Origin of the sequence: Agrobacterium sp. CNPSo 2736, assembly GCF_004005385.1 — a bacterium.
GTDB classification, from domain to species: domain Bacteria; phylum Pseudomonadota; class Alphaproteobacteria; order Rhizobiales; family Rhizobiaceae; genus Agrobacterium; species Agrobacterium leguminum.
On record NZ_RZTX01000016.1, the window covers coordinates 1 to 25,473 of the forward strand.

Genomic DNA, 25,473 nt, shown 5'->3' on the forward strand with positions numbered 1-25,473 from the left:
CGAATAGGCCGCCAGAACCGCCCCCGCCAGATAACCGGCGAAGTTACCCGCCGCCACGATCCCCGCATCCCCCGCCGAGAGCGGAACATCCGCCATCATGCCGGGCAGAATGGGGGTGAAGGAAAAGCGGCCGAACCCCATGGCGGAGGCCATCATCAAGGCCCCGGAAAATCCGAGTGCAGTCAGATGTCTGGCGGAAAGTGGCTTGTCGATGCTCATTCAAGGCTTATCGCAACGGGGCGGATAAGGGACAAGCGAGTTATTTTGATCGGCGTCATAAGCCGCCTTTATCGGTCACGCGGTGAGCGTCGGTGCGCTCCGAGGGTGCCGTGTATTCTTCTCCCCGAGGGGGAGAAGGTGGCCCGAAGGGTCGGATGAGGGGGAAACATTGCCGGACTTCGGAGAGCTTGCCCCCTCATCCCGCTGCCGCGGACTTCTCCCGTCGGGGAGAAGAAACAAGCGGCACGAGCTCGCTCCGACCTTAAAAGCGAGGGTGACGGAGGCAGGTGTAGCTGTCACTCCGCAAGCGTCAGCACCAGCGGCCCGTTCTTCGTCGCAACCACGGTGTGCTCATACTGCACCGTCGGCGCACTCGGATCGCTATAGAGCGTCCAGGGATCGTCATCGCCGTCTTCGGCCCAATAGGCGCCCGTCGAGAGAAACGGCTCGACGGTGAACACCATGCCTTCCTGCATGATGCGCCGCTCGTCCTTGTCCGGCCAGGTCGCCAGTTCCTTCGGCTCCTCGTGCAGCGAGCGGCCGATACCGTGGCTGGCGAGATTGGTGATCAGCGTATAGCGGTTCTTCTTGGCGAAAGCGCCGATGGCATTGCCGATATCGGCGAAAGGCCTGCCGGTTTTTACCTGCTGCAGGCCCGTCCACATGGCGCGCTTGCCATCGCGGCAAAGCCGCTCGATGTCCTTCTTCACCGGCGGCACGGCGAAAGACGAGCCAGTATCGCCGAAAAAGCCGTTCTTCACCGCCGAGACATCGATATTGACGAGATCGCCCGCCTTGATGATGCGTGGCCCCGGAATGCCGTGGGCCACTTCCTCATTGACGCTGATGCAGGTCGCGCCAGGAAACTTGTAGCAGAACTCCGGCGCCGATTGAGCACCGTTATCCTCCAGCACCTTGCGGCCGATGGCATCCAGCTCGGCCGTGGTGATGCCGGGTTCCAGCGCGTCCGCCATGGTCTGCATCGCGACGGCGCACAAACGGCCGATGTCCTTCAGCAGAACCAGTTCTTCTTCGGTGGAAATGACCATGTCTCTGTCCGTCGTTCTGTATGGCGGGTCTCAAAACGCCCGCCTTGGCAATCATCAGGCCGTGGCTTTCACCGGATCGGCGCTCCCCGTCAATTCTTTTCTGACGATCGGGGCGACTTTCGTACCATAAAGCTCGATGCCGCGCATGATCTGATCGTGCGGCATCAGGCCGATGGCCATCTGAAGCAGGAAGCGGTCATTCCTGAACACGCCATGCGCCTTGATGATCTTTTCCGCCACCAGCTCCGGCTCGCCGAGGAAGAGATTGCCCTCCGGCCCGCGTGCGGCGTCGAAATGCGCGCGGTTCGTCGGCCCCCAGCCGCGCTCGCGGCCGATGCGGTTCATCACCTCCGCCTGCGGGCCATAAAACTGGTCCGCCGCCTTGTCGGTGGTGTCGGCAATGAAGCCGTGCACATTGATGCTGGTGCGCAGCTTGGTCTTTTCCTGCCCGGCACGGCGCGCGGCCTCATGATAGAGATCGAACAGCGGCGCAAAGCGGCGATATTCGCCGCCGATGATGGCAAGCGCCACCGGCAGACCCATGGCGCCAGCCCGCGCCACCGATTGCGGCGTGCCGCCAACGGCGATCCACACCGGCAGACGGTCCTGCAAGGGACGCGGATAAACGCCGCGTCCGTTAATGGCGGGATGCTTGGTGCCGGACCAGGTGACGATTTCCTGCTCCCGCAGCGCCAGAAGCAGATCGAGCTTTTCGGCAAAGAGCACATCGTAATCCTCGAGATCGTAACCGAACAGCGGATAGGATTCGATGAAGGACCCGCGCCCGGCCATGATTTCGGCGCGGCCGTTCGACAGGAGATCGACGGTCGAAAACTGCTGGAACACCCGCACCGGATCGTCCGAACTCAGCACCGAAACGGCGCTCGTCAGGCGGATGTTCTTCGTCTTCACCGCCGCCGCCGCCAGCACGGTGGAGGGCGAGGAGACGACATAATCCGGACGGTGATGCTCCCCGAGGCCAAAGACATCGAGCCCGACCTGATCGGCAAGCTCGATCTCTTCGATGAGCTCCCGCAGCCGGCGCGCGCCTTCCGGCCCACGGCCATCGGCGGGGTTGGGATTGACATCCGCGAATGTGTAAAGACCGAGTTCCATAGATGATACCTCTGTTTGCTTGCCTCAGAGATAGGGACGGAAGCACCGGCAGGCAAATGCAGAATCTGGCGCAAAATCTGGATGCTTAGCTTCGAAAAAATGGATGGGCGCGGCCTGTTTCACCGCACAACCGGGCTCCCCCGAAATGGCGCCCGAAATGGCGATTGCCAGCCCGCCCCCTTTGGGCATACCTTGCTTAAACATGTGCGAAGTAATGCAAAAAGGGGAAAGCATGCATCGGACAGTTATCGTGACGGGCTCTACAAGCGGTATCGGCCTTGCGATTGCGCAGCGATTTGCGCGGGAGGGCGCCAATATCGTGCTGAACGGTTTCGGCGATGAGGACGAGATCGAAAAACTTCGCCTTTTGCTGGAAGCGGAAAGCGGCGGGCGCGTGCTTTATCACCCCGCGGACATGACGAAACCGGACGAGATCGCCGATCTCATTCAATCCTCGCACGAAAAACTCGGCTCGGTGGATGTGCTCGTCAACAATGCCGGCATCCAGCATATCGCGCCTATCGAGGAATTTCCGCCGGAAAAATGGGACTGGATCATCGCCATCAATCTGACCAGTTCCTTCCATACCATGCGGGCTGCGATACCGCTGATGAAGAAGGCCGGCAAAGGCCGTATCATCAACATCGCATCCGCCCACGGTCTCGTCGCCTCGCCGTTCAAATCAGCCTATGTGGCGGCCAAGCACGGCATCATGGGCCTGACGAAGACGGCAGCGCTCGAGCTCGCGCAGACCGGGGTTACCGTCAACGCCATCTGTCCAGGTTATGTGCTCACCCCGCTCGTCGAAAAGCAGATACCGGAAATGGCGAAGGTGCGCGGCATCAGCGAAGAGGCGGTGAAGAACGACGTGATGCTGGAACTGCAGGCGACCAAGCAGTTCGTCACCGTCGATGACGTGGCCGCCGCCGCGCTGTTTCTGGCAAGCGATGCCGCAAGCAACATCACCGGCACCCATATTTCCGTGGATGGCGGCTGGACGGCGCAATAATTGCCGAACTTTCTTTCCGTTTTGGAAACAATGAATTGCCAAAACGGAAATCGATATGCGCGCGGCGGCGTGCATATGATGCGCAGGGATAATGACAAGAAACCGGCTCGACAGCCGGTCAAAAAAGCAGGGCATTGCATGAACGACGCGATCAGCTTCATCCTCAACAGCGAAACCATCTCGCTGAAGGATTTCGGACCGACAGACACGCTTCTCGATTATCTCCGCATCAGCAAGCGGTTGACCGGGACCAAGGAAGGTTGCGCCGAAGGCGACTGCGGCGCCTGCACGGTGCTGGTCGGGCGGCTGCTGGATGGTTCCTTGCGTTATGAGAGCGTCAATGCCTGCATCCGCTTTTTAGGCTCGCTGCACGGCACCCATATCGTCACGGTGGAGCATCTGGCCGCCCGCGACGGCACGCTGCACCCCGTGCAGCAGGCGATGGTGGATTTCCACGGGTCGCAATGCGGTTTCTGCACGCCGGGCTTCATCATGTCGCTTTACGGCCTGTGGCTTGCCAGTGAAAACCCCGGCCGCGCCGACATCGAAAAGGCGCTGCAAGGCAATCTCTGTCGATGCACGGGTTATGAGCCGATAGTCCGCGCCGCCGAAAAAATCGCCGCTGCGCGCCCGAGCGCCCTGTTCGACCCGCTGCAACGCGACCGCACCGATATCATGGCAAGGCTCTGGGCGATCCGCGCCAATGAAACGATCACCGTTACCCACGGCGAGGATCGCACCATCATTCCAGCGACACTGGCCGAGCTGACCGAGATTTACGCTGCTGAACCGAAGGCGACCATCGTTGCCGGCTCCACTGATGTCGGCCTGTGGGTAACGAAGCAGATGCGGGCGCTGAACCCGGTGATCTTCATCAACAATCTCGGAGATCTGCAAACCATCGCCGTGGATGAGGACGGCGTGACACTCGGCGCTGGCGTCACCTACAGCCAGGCCTTCAAGACCATTGCAGACCATTTTCCGCCGCTTGCCCGGCTGTTCGACCGCCTCGGCGGCGAGCAGGTGCGCAATATGGGCACCATCGGCGGCAATATTGCCAACGGCTCCCCCATCGGCGACACGCCGCCAGCGCTGATCGCACTGGGGGCGACGCTGACCTTGCGCTCCTCCTCCGGCAACCGCAGCCTGCCGCTGGAAAGCTATTTCATCGATTACGGCAAACAGGACCGGCTGAGCGGCGAATTCGTCGAAAAGCTTTTCATTCCGTTCCGGAAACCGGAAAGCAGCTATGCCGTCTACAAGATTTCCAAACGCCGCGACGAGGATATTTCCGCGCTCTGCGGCGCTTTCAACCTGACGCTCGATGCCGATGGCGCGGTAGAAGACATCCGCATCGCCTTCGGCGGCATGGCCGGCACGCCCAAACGCGCCGCGCATCTGGAGGCGGCGCTTCTCGGCAAGCCCTGGCGCCAGGAAACGATCGATGCGGCACGCGACGTGCTGGACGAGGATTTTACCCCGCTGACCGACTGGCGGGCGACTGCCGAATATCGGCAACTGACGGCCAAGAACCTGCTGACGCGGTTTTTCCTCGAGACTTCGGGGGAGAAGCAGGAACTCAGCCGTTTCTCGCTGGAGGAGGCGTGATGATGGCGATGGCGAAACCCACACCCTCCCTCATTCCTGTGCTTGTCACAGGAATCCAGCCGACGCGCGTCTGCGCGGCGAAAGACTCTTTTCAGCCCAAAGACTTGGGCTGGCTGGATTCCTGTGACAAGCACAGGAATGAGGTATTATTATCGCTGTCATATGCCGTAATTCACCAAGAAGGAGCTTGAACTATGGACACCACAAGCTTCGACAAGACCAAGACCGAAATCGACGGCCCGATGCACGCCTCGCTCCGGCACGATTCCGCCCATAAGCATGTGACGGGCAGCGCCGAATATATCGACGATATTCCCGAACCCGCCGGACTGATCCACGGCGCGCTCGGCCTTTCCGACCGGGCACATGCCGAGATCCTCTCGATGGACCTCTCGGAAGTGGAAAAAACACCCGGCGTGCTCTGGGTCATGGTTGCCAAGGACGTGCCCGGCGAAAACGACATCTCGTCCGGCGGTCGTCACGACGAACCTTTGCTGGCCGAGACAAAGGTCGAATTCCACGGCCAGCCGATCTTCGCGGTCTTTGCCGAAACCCGCGATATCGCCAGAAAGGCGGCCCGCAAGGCAAAGATCACCTATAAGGACCTGCCGCATTTCACCGATGTCGATACGGCGATTGAAAATGGCGGCGCGCTCGTCATCGATCCGATGACGCTGAAACGCGGCGATGCGAAGATCGAAATGGATGTCGCACCCCGCCGCCTCACCGGCACCATGCGGATCGGCGGGCAGGAGCATTTTTATCTCGAAAGCCACATCGCCATGGCCGTGCCGGGCGAGGATGACGAGGTGACGTTGTGGAGTTCCACCCAGCATCCAAGCGAAATCCAGCACATCGTCAGCCACATCCTGCAGGTGCCGTCCAACGCCGTCACGGTGCAGGTGCGCCGCATGGGCGGCGGCTTTGGTGGCAAGGAAACGCAGGGCAACCAATTCGCCGCCCTCTGCGCCATCGCTGCCAAGAAGCTGAACCGGGCCGTGAAAATCCGCCCGGACCGCGACGAGGACATGACAGCAACCGGCAAACGCCACGATTTCCGCGTCGATTACGAGCTTGGCTTCGATGAAGAAGGCCGCATCCACGCCGTCGACGCCACCTATGCCGCCCGCTGCGGTTTTTCCTCCGATCTGTCCGGCCCGGTCACGGATCGCGCGCTGTTTCATGCGGATTCCAGCTATTTCTACCCGCATGTGCATCTCACCTCTCGGCCGCTGAAAACCCACACCGTCTCCAACACCGCCTTTCGCGGCTTCGGCGGGCCGCAGGGCATGCTGGGGGCGGAACGGTTCATCGAGGAAATCGCCTATGCCGTCGGCAAGGACCCGCTCGATATCCGCAAGCTGAATTTCTACGGCGAGACCGGCTCCGGCCGTACCACGACGCCCTATCATCAGGAAGTCGAAGACAACATCATCGCCCGTGTCGTCGAGGAGCTGGAAACCTCCAGTGACTACCGCGCACGACGTGATGCAATCATCGAGTTCAACAAAACGAGCCCGATCATCCGCAAGGGCATCGCGCTCACCCCTGTCAAATTCGGCATCTCCTTCACCATGACCGCCTTCAATCAGGCGGGCGCGCTGGTGCATATCTATAATGACGGCTCCATTCACCTGAACCATGGCGGCACCGAAATGGGCCAGGGCCTTTATACCAAGGTGGCGCAGGTGGTGGCGGATGCCTTCCAGGTGGATATCGGCCGGGTGAAGATTACAGCCACGACGACGGGCAAGGTGCCGAATACGTCGGCCACCGCCGCCTCCTCCGGCACCGACCTTAACGGCATGGCGGCCTATGACGCCGCCCGCCAGATCCGCGAGCGGCTCGTCAAATTCGCCACTGACAACTGGAACGTGCCGGAAGAGGAAGTCGTCTTCCTGCCAAACCGGGTGCGCATCGGCCTTGAGGAAATCGCCTTCAACGACTTCATCAAAAAGGCCTATTTCGCCCGCGTGCAGCTTTCCGCCGCCGGTTTTTACAAGACGCCGAAAATCCACTGGGACCGCGCCGCCGGCCGTGGCACGCCGTTTTATTATTTCGCCTATGGCGCGGCCTGCTCGGAAGTGTCGATCGATACGCTGACCGGTGAATACCTGATGGAACGCACCGATATTCTCCATGATGTCGGCAAATCGCTGAACCCGGCCATCGATATCGGCCAGATCGAGGGCGCCTTCGTGCAGGGCATGGGCTGGCTGACCACCGAGGAATTGTGGTGGGACGGCAAGGGGCGGCTGCGCACCCATGCGCCTTCTACCTACAAGATCCCGCTCGCCTCCGACCGGCCGAAGAGCTTCAACGTCAAGCTGGCGGAATGGGCGGAAAATGCCGAACCCACCATTGGCCGCTCCAAGGCCGTGGGCGAACCGCCCTTCATGCTGGCGATCTCGGTTCTCGAAGCCCTCTCCATGGCCGTCGCCTCCGTCGCCGATTACAAGGTCTGCCCGCGGCTTGATGCACCGGCAACGCCGGAGCGGGTGCTGATGGCGGTGGAACGGTTGAAGAAGGTGTGAGGGAGGACGTACCCATGCGGCCGAGCCCCCTCATCCGGCGCTGCGCGCCACCTTCTCCCCGGCGGGGAGAAGAAATAGGCCGCGCCGTCGCAAATTTCCGCAAAGTTGGTGAGGTGAGCGAAAACATCGCTCCGGGTTTCTTCTCCCCGCCGGGGAGAAGGTGGCGTGCAGCGCCGGATGAAGGGGCCAGCCCCAATGCCTGACGCCTCCCTCTCCACCTTCCTCGCCCGCCCTGCCCCCGCAATCCTCGTGGAAATCGAGGCAGTGAAAGGCTCATCCCCGCGTGAGGCCGGCACCTTCATGCTGGTCTCAGAGGCTGACTTGTGGGAAACCATCGGCGGCGGGCAGTTCGAATATATGGCGATAGACCACGCCCGCGCCATGCTGCGAACAGGTGCTGCCGAAGACCGCATGGATATTCCGCTAGGGCCGGAAATAGGCCAATGCTGCGGCGGTCGCACCCTTATCCGCTTCCGGCGGATAACGGCAGAGATCGCTGCCGGGCTTGAGGCGCGGCTGAAGGGCGAAACCGAACAGCAGCCCGCCGTCTTCATTTTTGGCGCAGGTCATGTCGGCAAGGCACTGGCAGATGCCCTGTCACTGCTGCCCCTGACCCTGACGGTGGTGGAAACCCGTGAAAGCGAGCTGCGCGATCTTCCCTCAGTGGTGGCGTCCATATTGACCCCCATGCCGGAAGCATTCGTTCCGAAAATCCCGGCAAACGGCGCGGCCATCATCGTCACCCACGATCACGCGCTCGATTTCCTCATCGCGAAGGAAGCGCTTGCCCGCGACGATCTCGCCTATGTCGGCATGATTGGTTCGAAGACCAAACGCGCCACCTTCGCCCATTGGCTGGAACGGGAAGGAGAGCCCCCTTCCCGCCTTGCAAAGCTCACCCTGCCCATCGGTGGCACAAGCGTCAGGGACAAGCGCCCCGCCGTCATAGCGGCCCTTGTGGCAGCCGAGTTGCTGCAAGCATTTTCCGCTGCCGAAATCCGTCGCAACGAAAATCGACATGCCCATCCTCAAGACCAAGATCGCGCCTGAGCCCCTCCGGCAGGCTTTCATCCGCCAGATTGTCGGGTTGAAGGCTTTCAAGAGTAAACCGTTCCGCTGTCCGCAGACCCGCATGCAGGCGGGACCACGCGCGCAAGAGTGCTGTGCGCATGTTTGTCTCCATTCAAAAATGTCAGAAGCTCAGTTGATGAATTGAGCTAAAAATGCTCTGTTTTCCGGAGAAAAACCAATGAAACCTTCGGCAATTGGCATAAAGAGAACTTATCCATGAAAATGTCCCGCCAGTTTCCCCTGAACGCCCTGCGGGTGTTCGAAGCTGCCGCAAGGCATCTGAGCTTCACCAAGGCCGGCGAAGAGCTGGGCATGACCCAGACGGCGGTGAGCTATCAGGTGAAATTGCTGGAGGAGAATATCGGCGAGCCGCTCTTCATCAGAAAGGCGCGGCAGGTCTCGCTGACCGAGGCCGGGCAGAAACTTGCGCCGAAAGTCGCGGAAGCCTTCAATAATCTGCGGGAGGCCGTCGACAATGTGCGCGACACGTCCGACGCGACCCTGACAATCCATTCCACCGCCACCTTCGCCTCACGCTGGCTTTCGCGGCATCTGGGTGCTTTCCAGCTCGAACATCCCTCGATTGCCGTGCGGCTCGACACATCAAGCGCATTGATCGATTTTTCCCAGTCGGACTGCGATGTCGCCATTCGCTGGAGCAAAGATAACGGCAAAGGGCTGATCTACCATCAATTGCTGCGCGGCGTTTACACGCCGATGCTGCATCCGGGCCTTGCCGAAAGCATCGGCGGATTGCACAAACCGGAAGACCTGCTGCGCCTGCGCATCATCGATCCCGGCGACATCTGGTGGAGCCAATGGTTTCGGGAAGTGGGTGTTGAAAATCCCGGCCTCGACCGTTATCCCCGCAGCCGCCTCAACGTGCAGGCCTTCGAAGCCGCCGCCGCAATTGCCAGCCAGGGGGTGGCCATGCTCACCCCGGAACTCTATGCCGATGAGATTGCGCTCGGCCGCCTGTATCAACCCTTCGAGCACCTCAGCAGCGAAGGAAAGAACTATTGGCTGGTCTACCCCGAAAACCGCCGGAACATCCGCAAGATCAGGCTTTTCCGCGACTGGATATTGAAGCGGATCGAGGAAAGCCGGCCGCAGCAACTGCCTCAAAACCCCATGTCCGGCGCATAAAAACAGCGCGGCGTATCCTCATCCGGAAACAGGCAGAGATGATATTCGCCATCCTCGGATCGTCTTGCCTCGCGCTGCGACCAGTTGAAGACGTGGCGTCGCGTGACCATGCGGTGATCGCCGGGTGCGAGCGAGACCTCGTAACCATCGGGGGTCACGCGGACGCTGCGCGTGGGGATCATCTGGCAGTCGCCGGTTTCGGCGTCGCCATTGCAGCAATAGCTTTCATATTTGAACCCCTTATGGGATTCATGGGCAAGCGCGGTGGCGCTGAACGCCAGAAGTAGGAAGAGGACCGTCAGAACAAGGCGCATCGGCATGGTCTCCGTTGAAACAACGGCGGCTGCCGGAAGATCATTGCGTCCCTTTATTCAAATTTCACATCAACACCCACCCGGACACAACGGCACCGGGAACTGCGATACCTGCCCCCTGATCTGCCCCCACCCAGGGTTCGCAGCGCCCGCTTTCGGAAGAACCGCCAGCGAAACATGTCATGGAAGCCCTGCGCATCGGCGTAAAACCGGAATGGATTTCCGGCAAGGCGCCCCGCAGGACTCCGCAGCCTTATATTTTAGCACATCGGCAGACTGCACAAAGGATAATAGCTGAGTCGCGTTAGCCAGCTAAGCACAAACTATGCGACAGGAATAAGCGGCTGCAACTTTACCGGGCCAATCCTTACGCAGAATGAACTCAACAGCGATTGCGGACACAAAAGGCGTCAGATTGTGAACAATCACCTCCGGCTCTCTGCTTTTCCCTTTCCTAAAGGTCAAATTTCTCGCAAGGTGCGCTGCACAAGGATCAGGGGAACCGCATGTACGAATACGCCATTGCGTGGGAATGGATGGCCTTTGCCGTCCGCTGGCTCCACGTCATCACCGCCATCGCCTGGATCGGCTCGTCCTTCTATTTCATCGCGCTCGATCTCGGGCTGGTCAAACGGGCGCATCTGCCGCCGGGGGCTTATGGCGAGGAGTGGCAGGTGCATGGCGGCGGTTTTTACCACATCCAGAAATATCTGGTCGCGCCTGCCCAGATGCCCGAACACCTGACATGGTTCAAATGGGAAAGCTACGTCACCTGGCTTTCCGGTTTCGCCATGCTCTGCATCGTTTATTATGGCGGTGCCGATCTCTTCCTGATCGATCATTCCGTGCTGGCGCTCACCCAGTTCCAGGCCATCTGTCTGTCGCTGGCATCGCTTGCCATCGGCTGGCTGTTTTATGATTTCCTCTGCAAATCGCCGCTCGGCAATAATACCTGGGGCCTGATGATCGTGCTCTATGTCGCGCTGGTGGCGATGGCATGGGGTTATACGCAGGTCTTCACCGGCCGCGCCGCCTTCCTGCATCTCGGCGCGTTTACCGCCACCATCATGTCGGCGAATGTGTTTTTCATCATCATTCCGAACCAGAAGATCGTCGTCGCAGACCTGATTGCCGGACGGACGCCGGACCCGAAATATGGCCGCATCGCCAAGCAGCGCTCGCTGCACAACAACTACCTGACGCTGCCCGTCATCTTCTTCATGCTGTCGAACCATTATCCGCTGGCCTTTGCCACGCAGTTTAACTGGATCATCGCGGCACTCGTCTTCCTAATGGGCGTCACCATCCGCCACTGGTTCAACACCACCCATGCCCGCAAGGGCAAACCGACATGGACCTGGCTTCTCACCGCCCTCATCTTCATCGTCATCATGTGGCTTTCCACCGTGCCGAAAGTGCTGACCGACGAGGAGGAGCAGAAGGCCGCCACCCTCTCCCCCATGCAGCAGCAATTCGTCAGCGACGCTCATTTCGCCAAGGCGCGCGATGTGGTTCAGGGCCGCTGTTCCATGTGCCACGCGGCCGAGCCTGTCTGGGAAGGCGTGCCCTTCACACCAAAATCGGTGAAGCTCGAAACCGACGAACAGATCGCCGCCCATGCGCGCGAAATCTATTTGCAAGCCGGCCGCAGCCATGCCATGCCTCCCGGCAACATCACCGCCATCACCCCGGATGAGCGCAAGGTGCTGACCGCATGGTATGAAAGTGCGGTTTCCGGGGCTGGAAAAGCCGAAGGAAAGACTGAATGAGCTTGGTTCTGCTGCGTGGCCGCCTGCTGAGCTTCCGCCGCGCGCCGCTCGCAATCGACGATACGCAAAGCTATCTCTATATCGAAGATGGCGGCCTGCTGCTCGAAAACGGCAGGATCGCCGCCATTGGCGAATATGCCGATATCCGTAAGGCAGCCCCCGAAGACGTCGAGGAAAAGGATCACCGGCCGCATCTCATCGTGCCCGGCCTTATCGACATGCACCTGCATTTCCCGCAGATGCAGGTCATCGGCTCATACGCTGCCAATCTGCTGGAATGGCTGAATACCTATACCTTCCCGGAAGAATGCCGCTTCGTCGAAACCGCCCATGCCCAGCGCATCGCCACACATTTTTACGACGAGCTGCTGCGCCACGGCACAACAACGGCCGCTGCCTATTGCTCCGTGCACAAGACCTCCGCCGACGCCTTTTTCACTGAGGCCATGAAGCGCAACATGCTGATGGTGGGCGGCAAGGTGATGATGGACCGCAATGCCCCGCAGGGCCTGCTGGACACGCCGGAAACCTCCTATGACGAGACGCGCCAGGTGATCGCCGACTGGCACGGCAAGGGCCGCAACCACGTCGCCATCACACCGCGCTTCGCCATAACCTCCACCCCGAAGCAGATGGAAGCCGCCCAGGCGCTGGCGCAGGAGTTTCCCGATCTCTTCATCCAGACGCATCTTTCGGAAAATCTGGACGAGATCAAATACACCTGCGAGCTTTACCCGGAAGCGACCGACTATACCGATATCTATGTGCGTTACGGCCTGATGGGCGCCAAAACCCTGCTCGGCCACGCCATCCACCTCTCGGAGCGCGAAGCGGACGTACTGTCGGAAACCGGCGCGGTGGCCGTGCATTGCCCCACCTCGAACCTCTTCATCGGCTCCGGCCTCTTCCCGATGAAAAAGCTGCAGCGGCGCGAAAAGCCGGTGCGGATCGCGGTTGCCACCGATATTGGCGGCGGATCGAGTTATTCCATGCTGCGCACCATGGACGAGGCCTACAAGATCCAGCAATTGCTGGGCGAGCGCCTGAACCCGCTGGAAAGCTGGTATCTGATGACGCGCGGCAATGCAGAGGCCCTTTCCATGGTCGACCGCATCGGCACGCTGGAGGCCGGCACGGACGCGGACATCACCGTGCTCAACGCTTCCTCGACACCCGCCATGGCGCTGAAGATGGAAGTGGTGAACAGCCTGACGGAAGAGCTGTTCCTGATGCTGACCATGGGTGATGACCGCACCGTGGTGGAAACCTATGTGGCCGGCAAGGCGATGAAAAGCGTGCTGGCATAGTTCGGCTGGGGCCGAAACAATTGGCTGCCAACTCATTTACACAGTCACATATTGGATCGAGCGAGTGCCGCGTATTTCTTCTCCCCGCCGGGGAGAAGGTGGCCCGAAGGGTCGGATGAGGGGGCAACGTTGCCGGATTTCGGAGAGCTTGCCCCCTCATCCCGCTGCCGCGGACTTCTCCCCGCCGGGGAGAAGAAGCCCGTGGCACCCGCTCGCTTCTTATGACGGGCTGACGCCATCCTAGCCGAAACGCGAATGACCTCTGGAGTGCCCGGTGCCGACCTTAGACACAACCACCATGCTCATGGTTCTCGCGACCTTCATCATCGCAGGCATCGTCAAGGGCGTAACCGGCATGGGGTTGCCCACCGTTGCCATGGGCGTGCTCGGCCTCTTCATGCCGCCGGTCATCGCCGCGGGCCTGCTCATTTTGCCCTCCTTCATCACCAATATCTGGCAATTGCTGGCCGGGCCGGATTTCCGGGCCATTGTGAAGCGGCTGTGGCCGATGATGATCGCCATTGCGCTGGGCACCCTCATCGGCATCCGGCTGATGACGTCAGGCACCGGCGTCTGGACCACCTCGGCGCTCGGCCTGTGCCTTGCGGCTTACGCGGCCTATAGCCTGTTTGCCAGACCCGTCTCGATTCCGGCCGGGCTGGAACCAAAACTCTCCCCGGTCATGGGGCTCGCAACCGGCCTGTTGACCGGCGGCACCGGAATTTTCGTCGTACCCGCCGTGCCCTATATCCAGTCACTCGGTTTCAACCGGGACGATCTCGTGCAGGCGCTCGGCCTTTCCTTCACCGTTTCGACCATTGCGCTTGCCGCCGGCCTAGCCTCCCAGAATGCCTTTCACATCGAGCATCTGTCGCTATCCGCGCTGGCCGTTCTGCCGGCCCTTGCCGGAATGTGGCTTGGCCAGAAGATCCGTTATATCGTCAGCCCCGCCACATTCCGGCGCTGGTTCCTCATCTGCCTGCTCATACTGGGAGCCGAGCTGTTTTTACGGGCTTTCTGGTGATGAACCCCGTCGATTTTGATGTTGCAGCCGTCCCATTCATGTTATGTGAAGCCATCATTCAAATGTGAAGGCTTTATCCATGGGCAAAATCCTGACCATAGCGGACCTGAAAAATCAGGCCCAGCGCCGTGTGCCAAAAATGTTTTTCGACTACGCCGATAGCGGCGCATGGACGGAAGGCACCTACCGCGCCAATGAGGATGATTTTTCCAAGATAAAGCTGCGCCAGCGCGTGCTGGTGGATATGACCGACCGGTCGCTTGCCACAGAAATGGTCGGCGAGAAGGTTTCGATGCCGGTGGCGCTCTCCCCCACCGGGCTGACGGGCATGCAACATGCCGATGGCGAAATGCTGGCCGCAAAAGCGGCGGAGGAATTCGGCGTGCCCTTCACGCTCTCCACCATGAGCATCTGCTCCATCGAGGATGTCGCCTCCGTCACCTCGAAACCCTTCTGGTTCCAGCTATACGTGATGAAGGACCGGGATTTCGTCAATAATCTCATCGACCGGGCGAAGGCCGCTGGCTGCTCCGCACTGGTGCTGACGCTCGACCTGCAAATTCTCGGCCAGCGCCACAAGGATCTGCGCAACGGCCTCTCCGCACCGCCGAAATTCACCCCGAAACATATCTGGCAGATGGCGACCCGGCCGAAATGGTGCATGGACATGGCTCGCACCAAGCGCCGCAGCTTCGGCAACATCGTCGGTCATGCGAAAAATGTCTCCGACCTGTCATCGCTCTCCTCATGGACGGCGGAACAGTTCGATCCGCGCCTGTCCTGGAAGGATGTCGAATGGATCAAGGAACGCTGGGGCGGCAAGCTGATCCTCAAGGGCATTCTTGACGAGGAAGATGCACGCGCCTCGCTCGATACCGGCGCCGACGCCATCATCGTCTCCAACCATGGCGGCCGCCAGCTCGATGGCGCTCATTCCTCCATCGCCATGCTGCCGAAAATCGTCGACGCTGTTGGCGACAGGGTTGAGGTGCACATGGATGGCGGCATTCGCTCCGGTCAGGACGTGCTGAAGGCCGTGGCGCTCGGCGCCAAAGGCACCTATATCGGCCGCCCCTTCCTTTATGGCCTCGGTGCCGGTGGCAAGCAGGGTGTGACGACGGCGCTCGAAATCATCCGCAAGGAGATGGATGTCAGCATGGCGCTTTGCGGCAAAAGGCTGATTACGGATGTGGACCGCAGCGTTCTGGCGTGATGGTGACAAGGCAGAAGGCACTCCGGAAATGCAGGAGCCGCATTCTCTGCCGTCATGCCGGACTTGATCCGGCATCCAGCCACGGCGCGTCTGCGCCGTGAAAAAGACCCTTCTGCGATCAAGGACTTGATCGCGCTGGACCCCGGATCAGGTCCGGGGTGACGGCGTGCGGATGTTGCCCTCGCGAGCGCCCTCAGCAGCCAGTCTCAATGCCCCACCGTCTTCGAAAACACATTCACGATCACCACCCCCGTCACGATAAACCCGAGACCGACAACGGCGGCGATATCCAGCGTCTGACGGAACACGAAATAACCGATGCCGGAAATCAGCACGATGCCGAGCCCGCTCCAGATCGCATAGGCCACGCCGACTGGCAGCGCCCGCAGCGTGAACGACAGCAGATAAAAGGCCGCACCGTAAAACAACGCCATCAGCACCGTCGGCAACAGCCGGGTGAACTGCTGCGACTGCTGCAGGAACGAGGTGGCGATGACCTCGCAGACAATGGCCGCGACGAGCGCCCCGTAGGTGAAGATAGCCGCGTTCATTGTTCCATTTCCTTTTTCGTCTGCGCGATCATCCGGGCTCTGAGAGCCGCCCTGTCGCCACCTGCCCTGCCGTCATCGGCCAGAAGATCGGCAAACCAGATGCCGTCAGCCGCAAGCCTGACGAGTTCCAATACCACCCCCTCATCCGTTTCCTTATGACGGATGAGACGCCCTTCGAACCAGCTGGTCCACATGCGCCTGAGCGACGGTTCACCGACCATCGACACCGATAACGCCGCCCATTGCCTGCCCGATTCCCGGTCGCGATCGGAAAAAACCGCGTTCACATAGGCCCTCGTGAAGCATCCGTAAGCTTCACAATCCTGTGAGATGAGCGCATCGATTTCCGCGTCCAGCGCCGAAAGAAGGTCCGCCATCACCGCCTCCAGCAAAGCCTGCTTGGAGGCGAAATGATGAAACAACCCGCCCTTCGTCACCCCGGCGGCATCCGCCACCGCCTGCACGGAAAGTGCTGCAACACCCTGTTCGGCAGCGAGTTTCGCCGCGCAATCGAGAAGACTGCGGCGAACGATCTCAGGCTGCTTTTTCCGTTCATGTGCATTTTTCATGCTTCTTAACATACCGGACGGTTGGTTTCTTTGCAAGGAAATTGTGAGGGCTGCCACCAGCTTGAAATTCATACTTAATTAAGCATGAAAGCGATCTCTAAAGTTTTAGCGGTTTTGTTGCCGGAAAGTATCAGTAAAACTTCGCTCATCGCGGCGGCCGAACAAAAGGGGTGGATTATGTCGGGAACGATCAAACGGGGAATGGTGGGCGCATGGGTTTTCGCACTCGCCTTCTTTTGCGCGATCCTCTCATTGCAGGCATCGCCCGCCCAGGCCGGTTACGCCCATTTCATCATGGATGCCAATACCGGCAAGGTTCTGGCCGCCCGCAATGCCGACGTGCTGAACCACCCGGCCTCGCTCACCAAGATGATGACGCTTTACATGACCTTCGAGGCGCTGCACGCCGGCCGCATTCGCTGGGACCAGAAGATAAAGATGTCCAGGAACGGCGCAGCCGTCATCCCCTCCAAGCTTTATGTGCGTCAGGGCCAGACCTTCACCGTGCGCGAGGCGGTCTACGGCATGATCGTCAAATCCGCCAACGACATGGCGGAAGGCATGGGCGATCATCTCGGCGGCTCCGAGGCAAGGTTCGCCGAGATGATGACCCGCAAGGCCCGCCAGCTCGGCATGACGAAAACGGTGTTCCGCAACGCTTCCGGCCTGCCCAGCAAATCGCAGGTGACGACGGCGCGCGACATGGCGAAACTCGGCCTGGCGCTGCAGCGCGACTTTCCCAAGGAATACGATCTCTTCGCCATGGAATCCTTCAGTTTCCGGGGAAAACGCATTCGTGGCCACAACAATCTGATGTATCGTTATCGGGGCATGGACGGCATCAAGACCGGTTATACCAATGCTTCCGGTTTCAACCTCGTCAGCGCCGTCAATCACAATGGCCGCCGCGTCGTCGGCGTCGTGCTGGGCGGCAAGACCGCGCGCAGCCGCGATGCGCAGATGGCCGCCCTTCTCGACAAGGCCGTGCCGCAGGCATCGAGAAGCCGCAACACCGAACAGCTCGTTGCCAGCGCCAATGTCAGCCGCACCTTTGCTGTGACGCCCGCAGCCGCGCCCGCCGCTTCAGTACCGCCCGCCTCCGTACCATTGCCGATGTTCGCGGAGCGCCGCCAGGATCCAGTCGCCATGCAGATCGCCACGGCGAATAACCAGATGGCCGACATGATGCAGGTTTCGGCCATCCCGCGGCCCGCTCCCGCGGCAGCCTCCGCCAGCCAGAGAAGCCGCTGGGAAGTGCAGATCGCCGCCACCGACAGCGAAGCCGCCGCCCGCTCGCTGCTCGCCAATGCCCGCTCCAACATCGCCGGAAATTATGCCGGGATAGCGCCCTACACCGAAGCCGTGCAAAGCGGATCGGCAACCCTCTACCGCGCCCGTTTCACCGGCTTCGAAGACCAGTCTTCGGCGGTTTCCGCCTGCAAGGAACTGAAGGCGCAATCTTATTCCTGCGTGGTGATGACCAGCGAGGGGTGAGGATCAGCGCTTGAGCCAACCGCTCGCAAGCGCATCGGAGAGATACGGAATCCCATTGACCTTCGCCATTTCGGCCATGGCCATATTGTCGTAACGGATATTGCGGAAATAGACCTGCCAGCCGCGCCCCGTCTCTTCCAGCACGGCATAGGTGGCAAGCGGATGACCCGCCTCGACGTGATGGTCGAAAGGCGTGTCGTCCTTCCAGCCGGGGCAGCCGACGCTGCCGGGATTGACGATCAGCCGGCCGTCGGAAAGCTGCACGGTGCGGGGAATATGTGTGTGGCCACACAGCATCAGCGGTTGCGCGATGCCTTCCGCCATGGCTTCGATTTCGGCCAACGGCCGCAATTTCAGAACGCCTTCCGGCGACAGCGTTTCCAGCCAATATTCCAGATCGTCACGCGGCGAGCCATGGCAGCAATAGGCGACATCCTTGAACACCATGCTGAACGGCAGGGTTTGCAGCCAGTCCAGATGGGCGGCGCTCAGCTGCGCATGCGCGGGTCTTTCCCAGCTTCCCATCTCTTCCGGCGCACGGTCGATCAGTTCCCGGTCATGATTGCCGCGAATGCTGGGAATCCAGTTGCTAACAAGCACATCGCCGGTAAACCCCGCTTCCAGCGGGCCGCTGAAACAATCGCCGAGATTGACGATGTCCTTGATGCCAAGCCTCGCGATATCCTCCAGCACGGCTTCAAGCGCGGCGCAGTTTCCGTGAATATCGGCAATCGCGGCAAAGATCATGGCAATCAGCTTCCTCGATAGGTGGAATAGCTATAGGGCGAAAGCAGAAGCGGCACATGGTAGTGGCCGCTCTCATCGGCAATGCCGAAACGGATCGGAATAATATCGAGAAAGGCGGGCTCCGGCAGCGCCACACCCTTGCCGCGCAGATAATCGCCGGCATGGAAAACCAGCTCATATTCACCGGCCCTGAAACTGTCGCCGGCAAGCAGAGGCCCGCCGTCGACACGGCCGTCGCTATTGGTCTGCACCGTCTTCAGCTTCTCACGCCGATCGCCGGAGAGCCGGTAGAGCTCGATCGTCAGCCCTTCGGCAGGCGTGCCATGAGCGGCATCGAGGACATGGGTGGTCAAACCGGTCATGGCTTGGGCTCCGCGATCATATAGGGCTTATCGAAAAAATACTCTTCCAGATTGTTACCCGGCCCATCGCGGTCGGCAACCAGAAAATCCGAAACCGCCTGCAACGGCATCAGCGGATAATGCCAGACATTGCGGCGGTAATTCACACCCTGATCGCCCCGCGCCAGAAACACCTGCGGCCGCCCCGGCCGGCCGCCATCGTCATTGGCGACGACCACGAGGAAAGGCCGGCCGGAAAGCGGCGAAAAACTCTGGCTGCCGAGCGGATGCCGCTCCATCATCTCGATTTGATGCGGAAAGGCGCGCGGCTGCCCGCGGAAAATATTGAGGATGACACGCGCGCCCTCACCCGCCGCCTCCGGGGCTGCGAGCGCATGGTGCCGCTCGGTCTGGCCGCCATTGATATGCCGCATGGAAGAGGGTGTCGTTTCGATCACATCACCGAAGGATGCGAAAGCCTCTCTGGTGAGAGGTTTTATGTCGAGAAAATCAGTCAAATGTCATTCACCTTGGGCATGCCAGTTTCGGAGGAGGGAGAGTTTGTCCAGAAGGTCCGGTATAGCCGTCTGTGTCGTATCCCAGACCGTTTCAAGATTGATGCTCATATAACCATGCGCGATCCTGTTTCGCATGCCGCGCATCTTGACCCACGGAATATCGGGAAAATCCGCCACGAAAGCGGGGAACTCTTCCATGATGCGCGCGGTCGTTTCGTCAATAATCAGAAGGTTCATCGCGACCGCCCGTTGGCGGACGAGATCAGCCAAAAATTCATCCTTCGTTTTCAGTCGAACAAAGTCGATGGTTTCCGAAGCAACCTGCCTGATATCCTGAAGATAAACATGCAGCCGCTCGACGCTCATACAGGCTTCGCTTCCTGCAGAACCTTCACACGGACGCGCTCGGGAAAGTCCCCCGGCGTCAACAGATGAATTTCCGTGCCGCGCATGATGGCCGATAGCTCTTCCAACAGGCCGCCCAGATCGAACAGTGTTGTGCCAGGCAGCGCATCCACCAGAATGTCGAGATCGCTGTCTGGTCGGTCCTCGCCGCGGGCGACGGAGCCGAACACGCGCGGGCTCGCCGCGTTGAAGCGTTTCGTCGCTTCGCGGATCGCTTCCCTGTTCTTTTCCAGCACCTCGGACGGTCTCATGGTCTCAATCTCCAGACCCATCATTATAACGAAACGGCCTCATTCTCTCCGGCATCATATCAAAAAATCACTCACCCTCAGCATACCAGTTTCGGAGGAGGGACAGACGCGCCTGCAAATCCGGAATGCTCTGCGTTATCGTTTTCCAGACGACCGAGAGCTCCGCCCGGAAATAATCATGCACGATCAGATTGCGCATACCCTTCATCTTGATCCAGGGGATTTCCGCGTGCTGCTGTAAAAATGCGGGGTAGTGCTTGTCCAGCTTGGCGACCGCCTCGCCAATCAGGGCAAGCCCCATCATGACCGCCATCTGCGTCCGCGTGTCGGAGGAAAAAGCGGCCTCATCCATATCCTGAATGAAATCCTGTATTCTGGAGGCGGCAACATCCATCTCCTTCAGATAGAGCAGAAGCCGATCCGTACTCATACCGCTTTGGCTTCCTTCAGAACGCGCGCCCGTATATCCGAATGCAGGCCGCCTGAGGTGACGACGTCGACCTCCACACCAAGCAGCGCCTTCAATTCCTCCAGCAAACCGCCGAGATCAAACAGTGTTGTGCCCGGCAGCGCATCCACCAGAATGTCGAGATCGCTGTCTGGCCGGTCCTCGCCACGGGCGACGGAGCCGAATACGCGCGGGTTCGCCGCGTTGAAGCGTTTCGTCGCTTCGCGGATCGCTTCCCTGTTCTTTTCCAGCACCTCGGACGGTCTCATGATCTTCATCTCCAGACGGCGCGATTCTAGCAGAACGGCCACCACTCGCCAATTCAGCCTTCCGGCAGCATCGAGGAAAGGCGCAGCCAGGCGATCTTTTCCACCTGCGCCGTCGCCGTCTCAAATTCTTCGGCTGCACCGTTGCCGATGCGCGTCTCGAATGCCGAGAGAATATCGTGCCTGTTCAGCCCCTTGACCGCGATGATGAAGGGAAAGCCGAATTTTTCGGTATAGGCGCCGTTCAATTCGGTAAAACGGGCATGTTCTTCCGGGGTAAGCCGGTCAAGCCCCGCACCGGCCTGTTCGTTGCGGCTGTCGGCCGTCAACTCGCCCACAATCGCCAGCTTGCCGGCCAGATCGGGGTGCGCCCGCAACACGCCGAGCCTTTCCGCCTCGGAAGCGCCGCGAAACTGCGCGCCAAGCGCGGCGTGAACCGCCTTCGCCGTCAGTTCCAGGCCGGCTCCGCCGGCGTCATAGGCCCGTTCGGCGATGAAAGGCGAATGTTCGAACACGCCGCCGAAACGGGTGACAAAATCCTCACGCGTCACCATCAAAGCACCTCCGGCTTATGATGTTCATGCCAGTGACGGGCGATCTCTATGCGCTGCGGGATCCACACTTTCTCATGGCCAAGCACATATTCGATGAAACGGCGAAGTGCTGCCGCGCGGCCGGGACGGCCGACAAGGCGGCAATGCAGGCCGACGCTCATCATCTTCGGCGCGCCTTCGATACCTTCCTGGTAAAGCACGTCGAAAGCATCCTTCAGATAGGTGAAGAACTGATCGCCGGAATTGAAGCCCTGGGGCGTGGCGAAACGCATATCGTTGGTTTCGAGCGTATAGGGAATGATCAGGAAAGGCTCGTCCTTCGCATCCTTCACCCAATAGGGCAGATCGTCGGCATAGGAGTCCGACGAATAGAGGAAACCGCCCTCTTCCATGACAAGGCGCAGCGTATTGTCCGACGGCTTGCCCTGATACATGCCATAGGGACGCTCGCCGGTAACCTCCGTATGCAGACGCACGGCTTCGACTATATGCTTGCGCTCCTCCTCTTCGGAGAAATCCTTATATTCCAGCCAGCGATAACCGTGGCTGGCGATTTCCCAACCCGCTTCCTTCATCGCCGCAACGGCTTCCGGGTTACGGGCCATGGCGGCGGTCACGCCATAAACGGTGGTGGTGACGCCAAGACCGGTGAACATGCGCCACAGCCGCCAGAAGCCGGCGCGCGAGCCATATTCATAGATCGATTCCATGTTCAGGTTGCGCTGGCCGGGCCAGGGCTGGGCGCCGACGATTTCCGACAGCAGCGATTCCGACGCCTTGTCATTGTCGAGAATGCAGCTCTCGCCGCCCTCCTCGTAATTGATGACGAATTGCACGGCGATGCGCGCGCCGCCCGGCCATTTCGGATCGGGAACATTGCGGCCATAGCCCACCAGATTGCGGGAGTAATTTTCGGAAATCATGCAGCCACCCAGACCATCTCTCCCAAGGCGGAAACCGATTTCGGGAGACATAAAACAGACCTCCGAAGCGCGATGACCCGGAATGGGGAGAACACACGCTTCAGATATGCGATATCCGAACGGTAGCATCCGCATCCGGAATGTCGAGATCAATCTTGCCGACATTCCGATGCTTTTTTGTATACGATTACTCCGGCGCGCTCTTCAGGCGATCTTTCGGGCGGAAACACGGCCCATGGGGTGAAGCGAGTGTACCCGGAAAGGCGCACCCGGTTCATCCTCGATGAAAAGCGCAAGGCTGGAAAACTGCAGGGATCGGGTCAGCAGCGGCTCGAAAACCTTGCGCACGGCCCGCTCAATCCTCTGGCTGCTGGAAGCTTCCACACCGCCGGTCAGCGACATCTGGAACCGGAACTCATCCATCACATGCGGGCTGCCCCAGCGATGCAGATTGGTGAGCTGCGAGGCCGAAAGCCGGTCCGGATCCGCCCGCTCGATTTCCGCGTCGGAGAGCGGCGCCCGGTAACGGTCGAATTCCTGCACCACGCGGGCGGCAAAGAAATGCAGCACTTCGCAGGGGCGCTCGGGAACGAGGCTGAAGACATTCTCCTGCCTTGCCACCACCAGTTGCGGCAGCGTGAAGGGCTCCTGCCTGCCGGAAAAATACATCAGGTCACGCAGAAGTGCCGCCTCGGAATGGCCCTCCGCAAGACGGAAGGGAGCCTTGATCGTGCCGTGGAAACCGTAACGGCGCGGCAGGGCCGTATGGTAGGAAATCTCCTGCATGCCGAGATCGATCATGCCCGGCGGCTCCACCGCCTGACCGGAATAGGCATCGCGCCCCAACCACGCGGCAGCCGCCTGCGTCAGGGGGTCATTGGGGGAAGGCGTGAAATGAATGGCGTATCGCATGCACTGTCACCTCGCCGCAAATGCGGACAAACCGGCCTCGTTGCAGGCCAGCAAATAAGTGATTTGCGTGACAGATTAACGACGTGGGCGGCCTGATCAGAACTTTCTAAAGTCCGCGGCGGCAATACTCACGTGTTGTTGAAGGTGAAAGCCCGAGGGGATGACAGGCGTGTGACCGCACACGGTCTGCAACGCCGCATCGGCGAGAAAATGCGCAAGCCCGAAGCTGACCTTGAAGCCGCCGGTCAGCGCAACGAGCTTCGGATTGCCGGGGATCGTGCCCACCATCGGGTCCCTCCCCACCGCCTTCGGGCGCAGCCCGGCCCAGCGTTCCAGCACCGGCGCGCCGGCAAGCGAGGGAACAACGGCAGACGCGTCCGCCAGCAGTTTTTCGAGCTTTTCATCGGTACTGAAGGGATCGGAAAAACAATCTTCGCTGGTACTGCCGATCGCGACGGTGCCATCCTCATGCGGTACGATATAAAGACCGTTCAGGAACACGACCGGCATCGCCGGGTCGGCCGCCGCGTCGAGAAGCGCCGCCTGCCCCTTCACCGCCTGCCCCAGCGTCACGCCGGCCTCCAGGCCGAGGGCGTCGCGGATCAGGGGGAAGGAACCATGGCCGTTGGCGACGATGACATGGCCGAAAGAAACCTCGTCGCCCGACGACAGCACCGCCCGCCCGGCATCCACGTCGAGCGAAAGAACGCGGCAACCTTCCGCCAGCCGCACATGCCGCGCCTTGCCGAGAAAAGCCGAAAGAAGGGCGATCATCGCGCGCGGCGAGACCCGCGCCGCCAGCGTATCGAACACGAAACCCGCTTCACCCGCCGCATCATCCACCCAGCCCGCAACCGAAGGACTGTCACCGACATGCCAATGGAACCGGCGCTCGCCCGAAACCCAGTTCTCCAGCGCATCCCGTTCGTGCCGTTCGGCAATGGCGCGCAGATGCGGCTTCGGCAGCGGAATGATACGACCTGCGCGGCGGTAGCCGGCGGAAAGCCCGGTTTCCGCCTCCAGCCCGGCAATCTCTTTTTCCAGCGCAACCAGGGCATCGAACTGGAACTGCTTCTTGTCCGACCAGCGGTCCGGCATATGCGGCATCAACGCACCCAGCAGCCCGCCGCTGGCGCCGCCGCCGGGGCGATCCGCCTCCACCAGCAATGTATTGATGCCGAGCCGTTCCGCCTTGACGGCGGCCCACAGCCCCATGATGCCGCCGCCGACGATGAGAAGCGGCACGGAAGCCGGCAATCTTGGAGATTGACCCTGTTCGAAAGCGGGATTATCGGCTTTAGCCATGAAACATTCCAACGAAAATATCACAGAGACCGGCGCAGCGGCCGGTTCACCGGCCGGGGAAGCCCCCACCGCGCTCGACTGGCGTGACGGGGATATGCCCTATTCACTGGCCTTTGACGACCATTTTTATTGCCAGACGGATGGCCGGCTGGAATGCGGCCATGTCTTCCTCTCCGGAAACGGCCTGCCAGAGCGTTGGCTCGAACGGGAGGGCACCTTCCGCATCGGCGAACTGGGCTTCGGCACCGGGCTTAACCTCTGCGAGACATGGCGTCAGTGGAAAGAGATGCGCAACGGCCGCTCCACGCTGCATTTCATCTCCTTCGAACTCTATCCGATGAAGGCGGAGGAAATCGACCGGGCGCTTTCCCGCTGGCCGGAAGTGGATGCCGAACGCAAGGCGCTCACCGCCCTCTGGCCTGCCGAGCCGAAAGGACGGGTCGAAATCCAGCTCGATGACGAAACGCAGCTGACAGTGGTTTGCGGCGAGGCGCTCGCCGGCATTTCCGCAAGCGAGGAAAGTTTCGACGCCTGGTTTCTCGATGGCTTCGCACCCGCGCGCAATCCGGACATGTGGTCGCTGGAAATCATGCAGGCGCTTTTCGCAAAGACGGCGCCGGGCGGCACATTCGCCACCTATGCCGCCGCCGGCTTCGTTCGCCGCAACCTCATCGCCGCCGGTTTTGAGCTGGAGCGCCGGAAAGGTTTTGCCGGAAAGCGGGAAATGCTCTGCGGGACCAAAGCATTTTCAGCAAAAGCGTGAAGCGGTTTTGCGTCTGAAAAAGCGTCATGGAAGATAGCGCTCCGGCT

The 25,473-nt window shown here is 60.4% G+C and carries 28 protein-coding genes; 11 read left to right on the forward strand and 17 right to left on the reverse strand.

Annotation, left to right across the window (positions count from 1 at the left end; all coding sequences use genetic code 11):
* The 3 genes from EM858_RS21325 to EM858_RS21335 all read right to left on the reverse strand — a co-directional run.
* Positions 1 to 219 (reverse strand): YbfB/YjiJ family MFS transporter (locus tag EM858_RS21325; RefSeq protein WP_127757898.1); only part of this gene is annotated, 219 nt, incomplete at its 3' end.
* A 296-nt stretch (positions 220 to 515) separates the two neighbouring features.
* The gene (map, locus tag EM858_RS21330) at positions 516 to 1,268 is read right to left on the reverse strand and encodes a type I methionyl aminopeptidase (RefSeq protein WP_065655656.1); all 753 of its coding nucleotides are present in this window, start codon (positions 1,266 to 1,268) and stop codon (positions 516 to 518) included.
* 54 nt (positions 1,269 to 1,322) lie between these two features.
* The gene (locus EM858_RS21335; protein WP_080816120.1) at positions 1,323 to 2,384 is read right to left on the reverse strand and encodes an LLM class flavin-dependent oxidoreductase; all 1,062 of its coding nucleotides are present in this window, start codon (positions 2,382 to 2,384) and stop codon (positions 1,323 to 1,325) included.
* Between the two features lie 232 nt (positions 2,385 to 2,616).
* Between EM858_RS21335 and EM858_RS21345 the strand changes: the two genes are divergently transcribed.
* From EM858_RS21345 to EM858_RS21370, 5 genes are all read left to right on the forward strand, one after another.
* Positions 2,617 to 3,393 carry a 3-hydroxybutyrate dehydrogenase gene (locus tag EM858_RS21345; protein WP_003524233.1) on the forward strand — a complete coding sequence of 259 codons (777 nt, stop codon included), beginning with the start codon at positions 2,617 to 2,619 and terminating at the stop codon, positions 3,391 to 3,393.
* A gap of 138 nt (positions 3,394 to 3,531) precedes the next feature.
* Positions 3,532 to 5,001 (forward strand): xanthine dehydrogenase small subunit, encoded by a 1,470-nt coding sequence (gene xdhA, locus EM858_RS21350; protein WP_127757899.1) that lies wholly within the window; start codon positions 3,532 to 3,534, stop codon positions 4,999 to 5,001.
* 194 nt (positions 5,002 to 5,195) lie between these two features.
* Complete coding sequence (gene xdhB, locus EM858_RS21360) at positions 5,196 to 7,535, forward strand: xanthine dehydrogenase molybdopterin binding subunit (RefSeq protein WP_164865509.1); 2,340 nt, start codon at positions 5,196 to 5,198, stop codon at positions 7,533 to 7,535.
* A 195-nt stretch (positions 7,536 to 7,730) separates the two neighbouring features.
* Positions 7,731 to 8,585, forward strand: coding sequence for a xanthine dehydrogenase accessory protein XdhC (gene xdhC / locus EM858_RS21365; RefSeq protein WP_164865510.1), 855 nt, complete (start codon positions 7,731 to 7,733; stop codon positions 8,583 to 8,585).
* Positions 8,586 to 8,822: 237 nt separating this feature from the next.
* Positions 8,823 to 9,752, forward strand: a complete 930-nt coding sequence (locus EM858_RS21370) for a LysR substrate-binding domain-containing protein (protein WP_020810938.1) — start codon at positions 8,823 to 8,825, stop codon at positions 9,750 to 9,752.
* On the opposite strand, the gene EM858_RS21375 is transcribed toward EM858_RS21370, so the two are convergent.
* Positions 9,728 to 10,066 (reverse strand): hypothetical protein, encoded by a 339-nt coding sequence (locus EM858_RS21375; RefSeq protein WP_162936601.1) that lies wholly within the window; start codon positions 10,064 to 10,066, stop codon positions 9,728 to 9,730. The genes EM858_RS21370 and EM858_RS21375 overlap by 25 nt on opposite strands.
* 506 nt (positions 10,067 to 10,572) lie before the next feature.
* Between EM858_RS21375 and puuD the strand changes: the two genes are divergently transcribed.
* From puuD to EM858_RS21395, 4 genes are all read left to right on the forward strand, one after another.
* Positions 10,573 to 11,835 (forward strand): urate hydroxylase PuuD, encoded by a 1,263-nt coding sequence (puuD, locus tag EM858_RS21380; protein ID WP_127757900.1) that lies wholly within the window; start codon positions 10,573 to 10,575, stop codon positions 11,833 to 11,835.
* Entirely contained in the window at positions 11,832 to 13,142 is a 1,311-nt protein-coding gene (guaD, locus tag EM858_RS21385; RefSeq protein WP_127757901.1) for a guanine deaminase, read from the forward strand. Before puuD ends, guaD begins: the two co-directional genes overlap by 4 nt.
* 304 nt (positions 13,143 to 13,446) lie before the next feature.
* Entirely contained in the window at positions 13,447 to 14,166 is a 720-nt protein-coding gene (locus tag EM858_RS21390) for a sulfite exporter TauE/SafE family protein (protein ID WP_127757959.1), read from the forward strand.
* Between the two features lie 79 nt (positions 14,167 to 14,245).
* Complete coding sequence (locus EM858_RS21395; RefSeq protein ID WP_164865512.1) at positions 14,246 to 15,379, forward strand: alpha-hydroxy acid oxidase; 1,134 nt, start codon at positions 14,246 to 14,248, stop codon at positions 15,377 to 15,379.
* A gap of 206 nt (positions 15,380 to 15,585) precedes the next feature.
* On the opposite strand, the gene EM858_RS21400 is transcribed toward EM858_RS21395, so the two are convergent.
* Positions 15,586 to 15,930 carry a multidrug efflux SMR transporter gene (locus EM858_RS21400; protein ID WP_059754268.1) on the reverse strand — a complete coding sequence of 115 codons (345 nt, stop codon included), beginning with the start codon at positions 15,928 to 15,930 and terminating at the stop codon, positions 15,586 to 15,588.
* The gene (locus tag EM858_RS21405; RefSeq protein ID WP_127757903.1) at positions 15,927 to 16,511 is read right to left on the reverse strand and encodes a TetR/AcrR family transcriptional regulator; all 585 of its coding nucleotides are present in this window, start codon (positions 16,509 to 16,511) and stop codon (positions 15,927 to 15,929) included. The genes EM858_RS21400 and EM858_RS21405 overlap by 4 nt, the downstream gene beginning before the upstream one ends.
* Before the next feature lie 189 nt (positions 16,512 to 16,700).
* Here EM858_RS21405 and EM858_RS21410 point away from each other — a divergent pair, with 189 nt between their 5' ends.
* Entirely contained in the window at positions 16,701 to 17,993 is a 1,293-nt protein-coding gene (locus EM858_RS21410; RefSeq protein WP_164865523.1) for a D-alanyl-D-alanine carboxypeptidase, read from the forward strand.
* A gap of 3 nt (positions 17,994 to 17,996) precedes the next feature.
* Here the strand turns inward: EM858_RS21410 and EM858_RS21415 are convergent, their stop codons facing one another.
* The 11 genes from EM858_RS21415 to EM858_RS21465 form a co-directional block, all read right to left on the reverse strand.
* Entirely contained in the window at positions 17,997 to 18,740 is a 744-nt protein-coding gene (locus EM858_RS21415) for a metallophosphoesterase family protein (protein WP_127757905.1), read from the reverse strand.
* Positions 18,741 to 18,745: 5 nt separating this feature from the next.
* A complete protein-coding gene (gene uraH / locus EM858_RS21420; RefSeq protein ID WP_127757906.1) occupies positions 18,746 to 19,102 on the reverse strand; it encodes a hydroxyisourate hydrolase in 357 nt (118 codons plus the stop codon).
* The gene (locus tag EM858_RS21425) at positions 19,099 to 19,599 is read right to left on the reverse strand and encodes an ureidoglycolate lyase (RefSeq protein WP_127757907.1); all 501 of its coding nucleotides are present in this window, start codon (positions 19,597 to 19,599) and stop codon (positions 19,099 to 19,101) included. Before EM858_RS21425 ends, uraH begins: the two co-directional genes overlap by 4 nt.
* A gap of 3 nt (positions 19,600 to 19,602) precedes the next feature.
* Positions 19,603 to 19,965, reverse strand: a complete 363-nt coding sequence (locus EM858_RS21430) for a DUF86 domain-containing protein (protein ID WP_127757908.1) — start codon at positions 19,963 to 19,965, stop codon at positions 19,603 to 19,605.
* The gene (locus EM858_RS21435; RefSeq protein ID WP_127757909.1) at positions 19,962 to 20,255 is read right to left on the reverse strand and encodes a nucleotidyltransferase family protein; all 294 of its coding nucleotides are present in this window, start codon (positions 20,253 to 20,255) and stop codon (positions 19,962 to 19,964) included. Before EM858_RS21435 ends, EM858_RS21430 begins: the two co-directional genes overlap by 4 nt.
* A 67-nt stretch (positions 20,256 to 20,322) precedes the next feature.
* Positions 20,323 to 20,685, reverse strand: a complete 363-nt coding sequence (locus EM858_RS21440; RefSeq protein ID WP_127757910.1) for a HepT-like ribonuclease domain-containing protein — start codon at positions 20,683 to 20,685, stop codon at positions 20,323 to 20,325.
* On the reverse strand, positions 20,682 to 20,972 hold the full coding sequence (locus EM858_RS21445; protein ID WP_035220685.1) for a nucleotidyltransferase family protein: 291 nt from the start codon (positions 20,970 to 20,972) through the stop codon (positions 20,682 to 20,684). The genes EM858_RS21440 and EM858_RS21445 overlap by 4 nt, the downstream gene beginning before the upstream one ends.
* A 53-nt stretch (positions 20,973 to 21,025) precedes the next feature.
* The gene (uraD, locus tag EM858_RS21450) at positions 21,026 to 21,523 is read right to left on the reverse strand and encodes a 2-oxo-4-hydroxy-4-carboxy-5-ureidoimidazoline decarboxylase (RefSeq protein WP_127757911.1); all 498 of its coding nucleotides are present in this window, start codon (positions 21,521 to 21,523) and stop codon (positions 21,026 to 21,028) included.
* Positions 21,523 to 22,446, reverse strand: a complete 924-nt coding sequence (gene puuE, locus EM858_RS21455; RefSeq protein ID WP_127757960.1) for an allantoinase PuuE — start codon at positions 22,444 to 22,446, stop codon at positions 21,523 to 21,525. The genes uraD and puuE overlap by 1 nt, the downstream gene beginning before the upstream one ends.
* A 204-nt stretch (positions 22,447 to 22,650) precedes the next feature.
* Positions 22,651 to 23,358, reverse strand: coding sequence for a DUF1045 domain-containing protein (locus EM858_RS21460; protein WP_003524263.1), 708 nt, complete (start codon positions 23,356 to 23,358; stop codon positions 22,651 to 22,653).
* A gap of 96 nt (positions 23,359 to 23,454) precedes the next feature.
* Complete coding sequence (locus EM858_RS21465) at positions 23,455 to 24,663, reverse strand: FAD-binding oxidoreductase (protein ID WP_127757912.1); 1,209 nt, start codon at positions 24,661 to 24,663, stop codon at positions 23,455 to 23,457.
* On the opposite strand from EM858_RS21465, the gene mnmD reads away from it, so the two are divergent.
* Positions 24,662 to 25,426, forward strand: coding sequence for a tRNA (5-methylaminomethyl-2-thiouridine)(34)-methyltransferase MnmD (mnmD, locus tag EM858_RS21470; protein WP_127757913.1), 765 nt, complete (start codon positions 24,662 to 24,664; stop codon positions 25,424 to 25,426). The genes EM858_RS21465 and mnmD overlap by 2 nt on opposite strands.
* Positions 25,427 to 25,473: the final 47 nt, after the last annotated feature.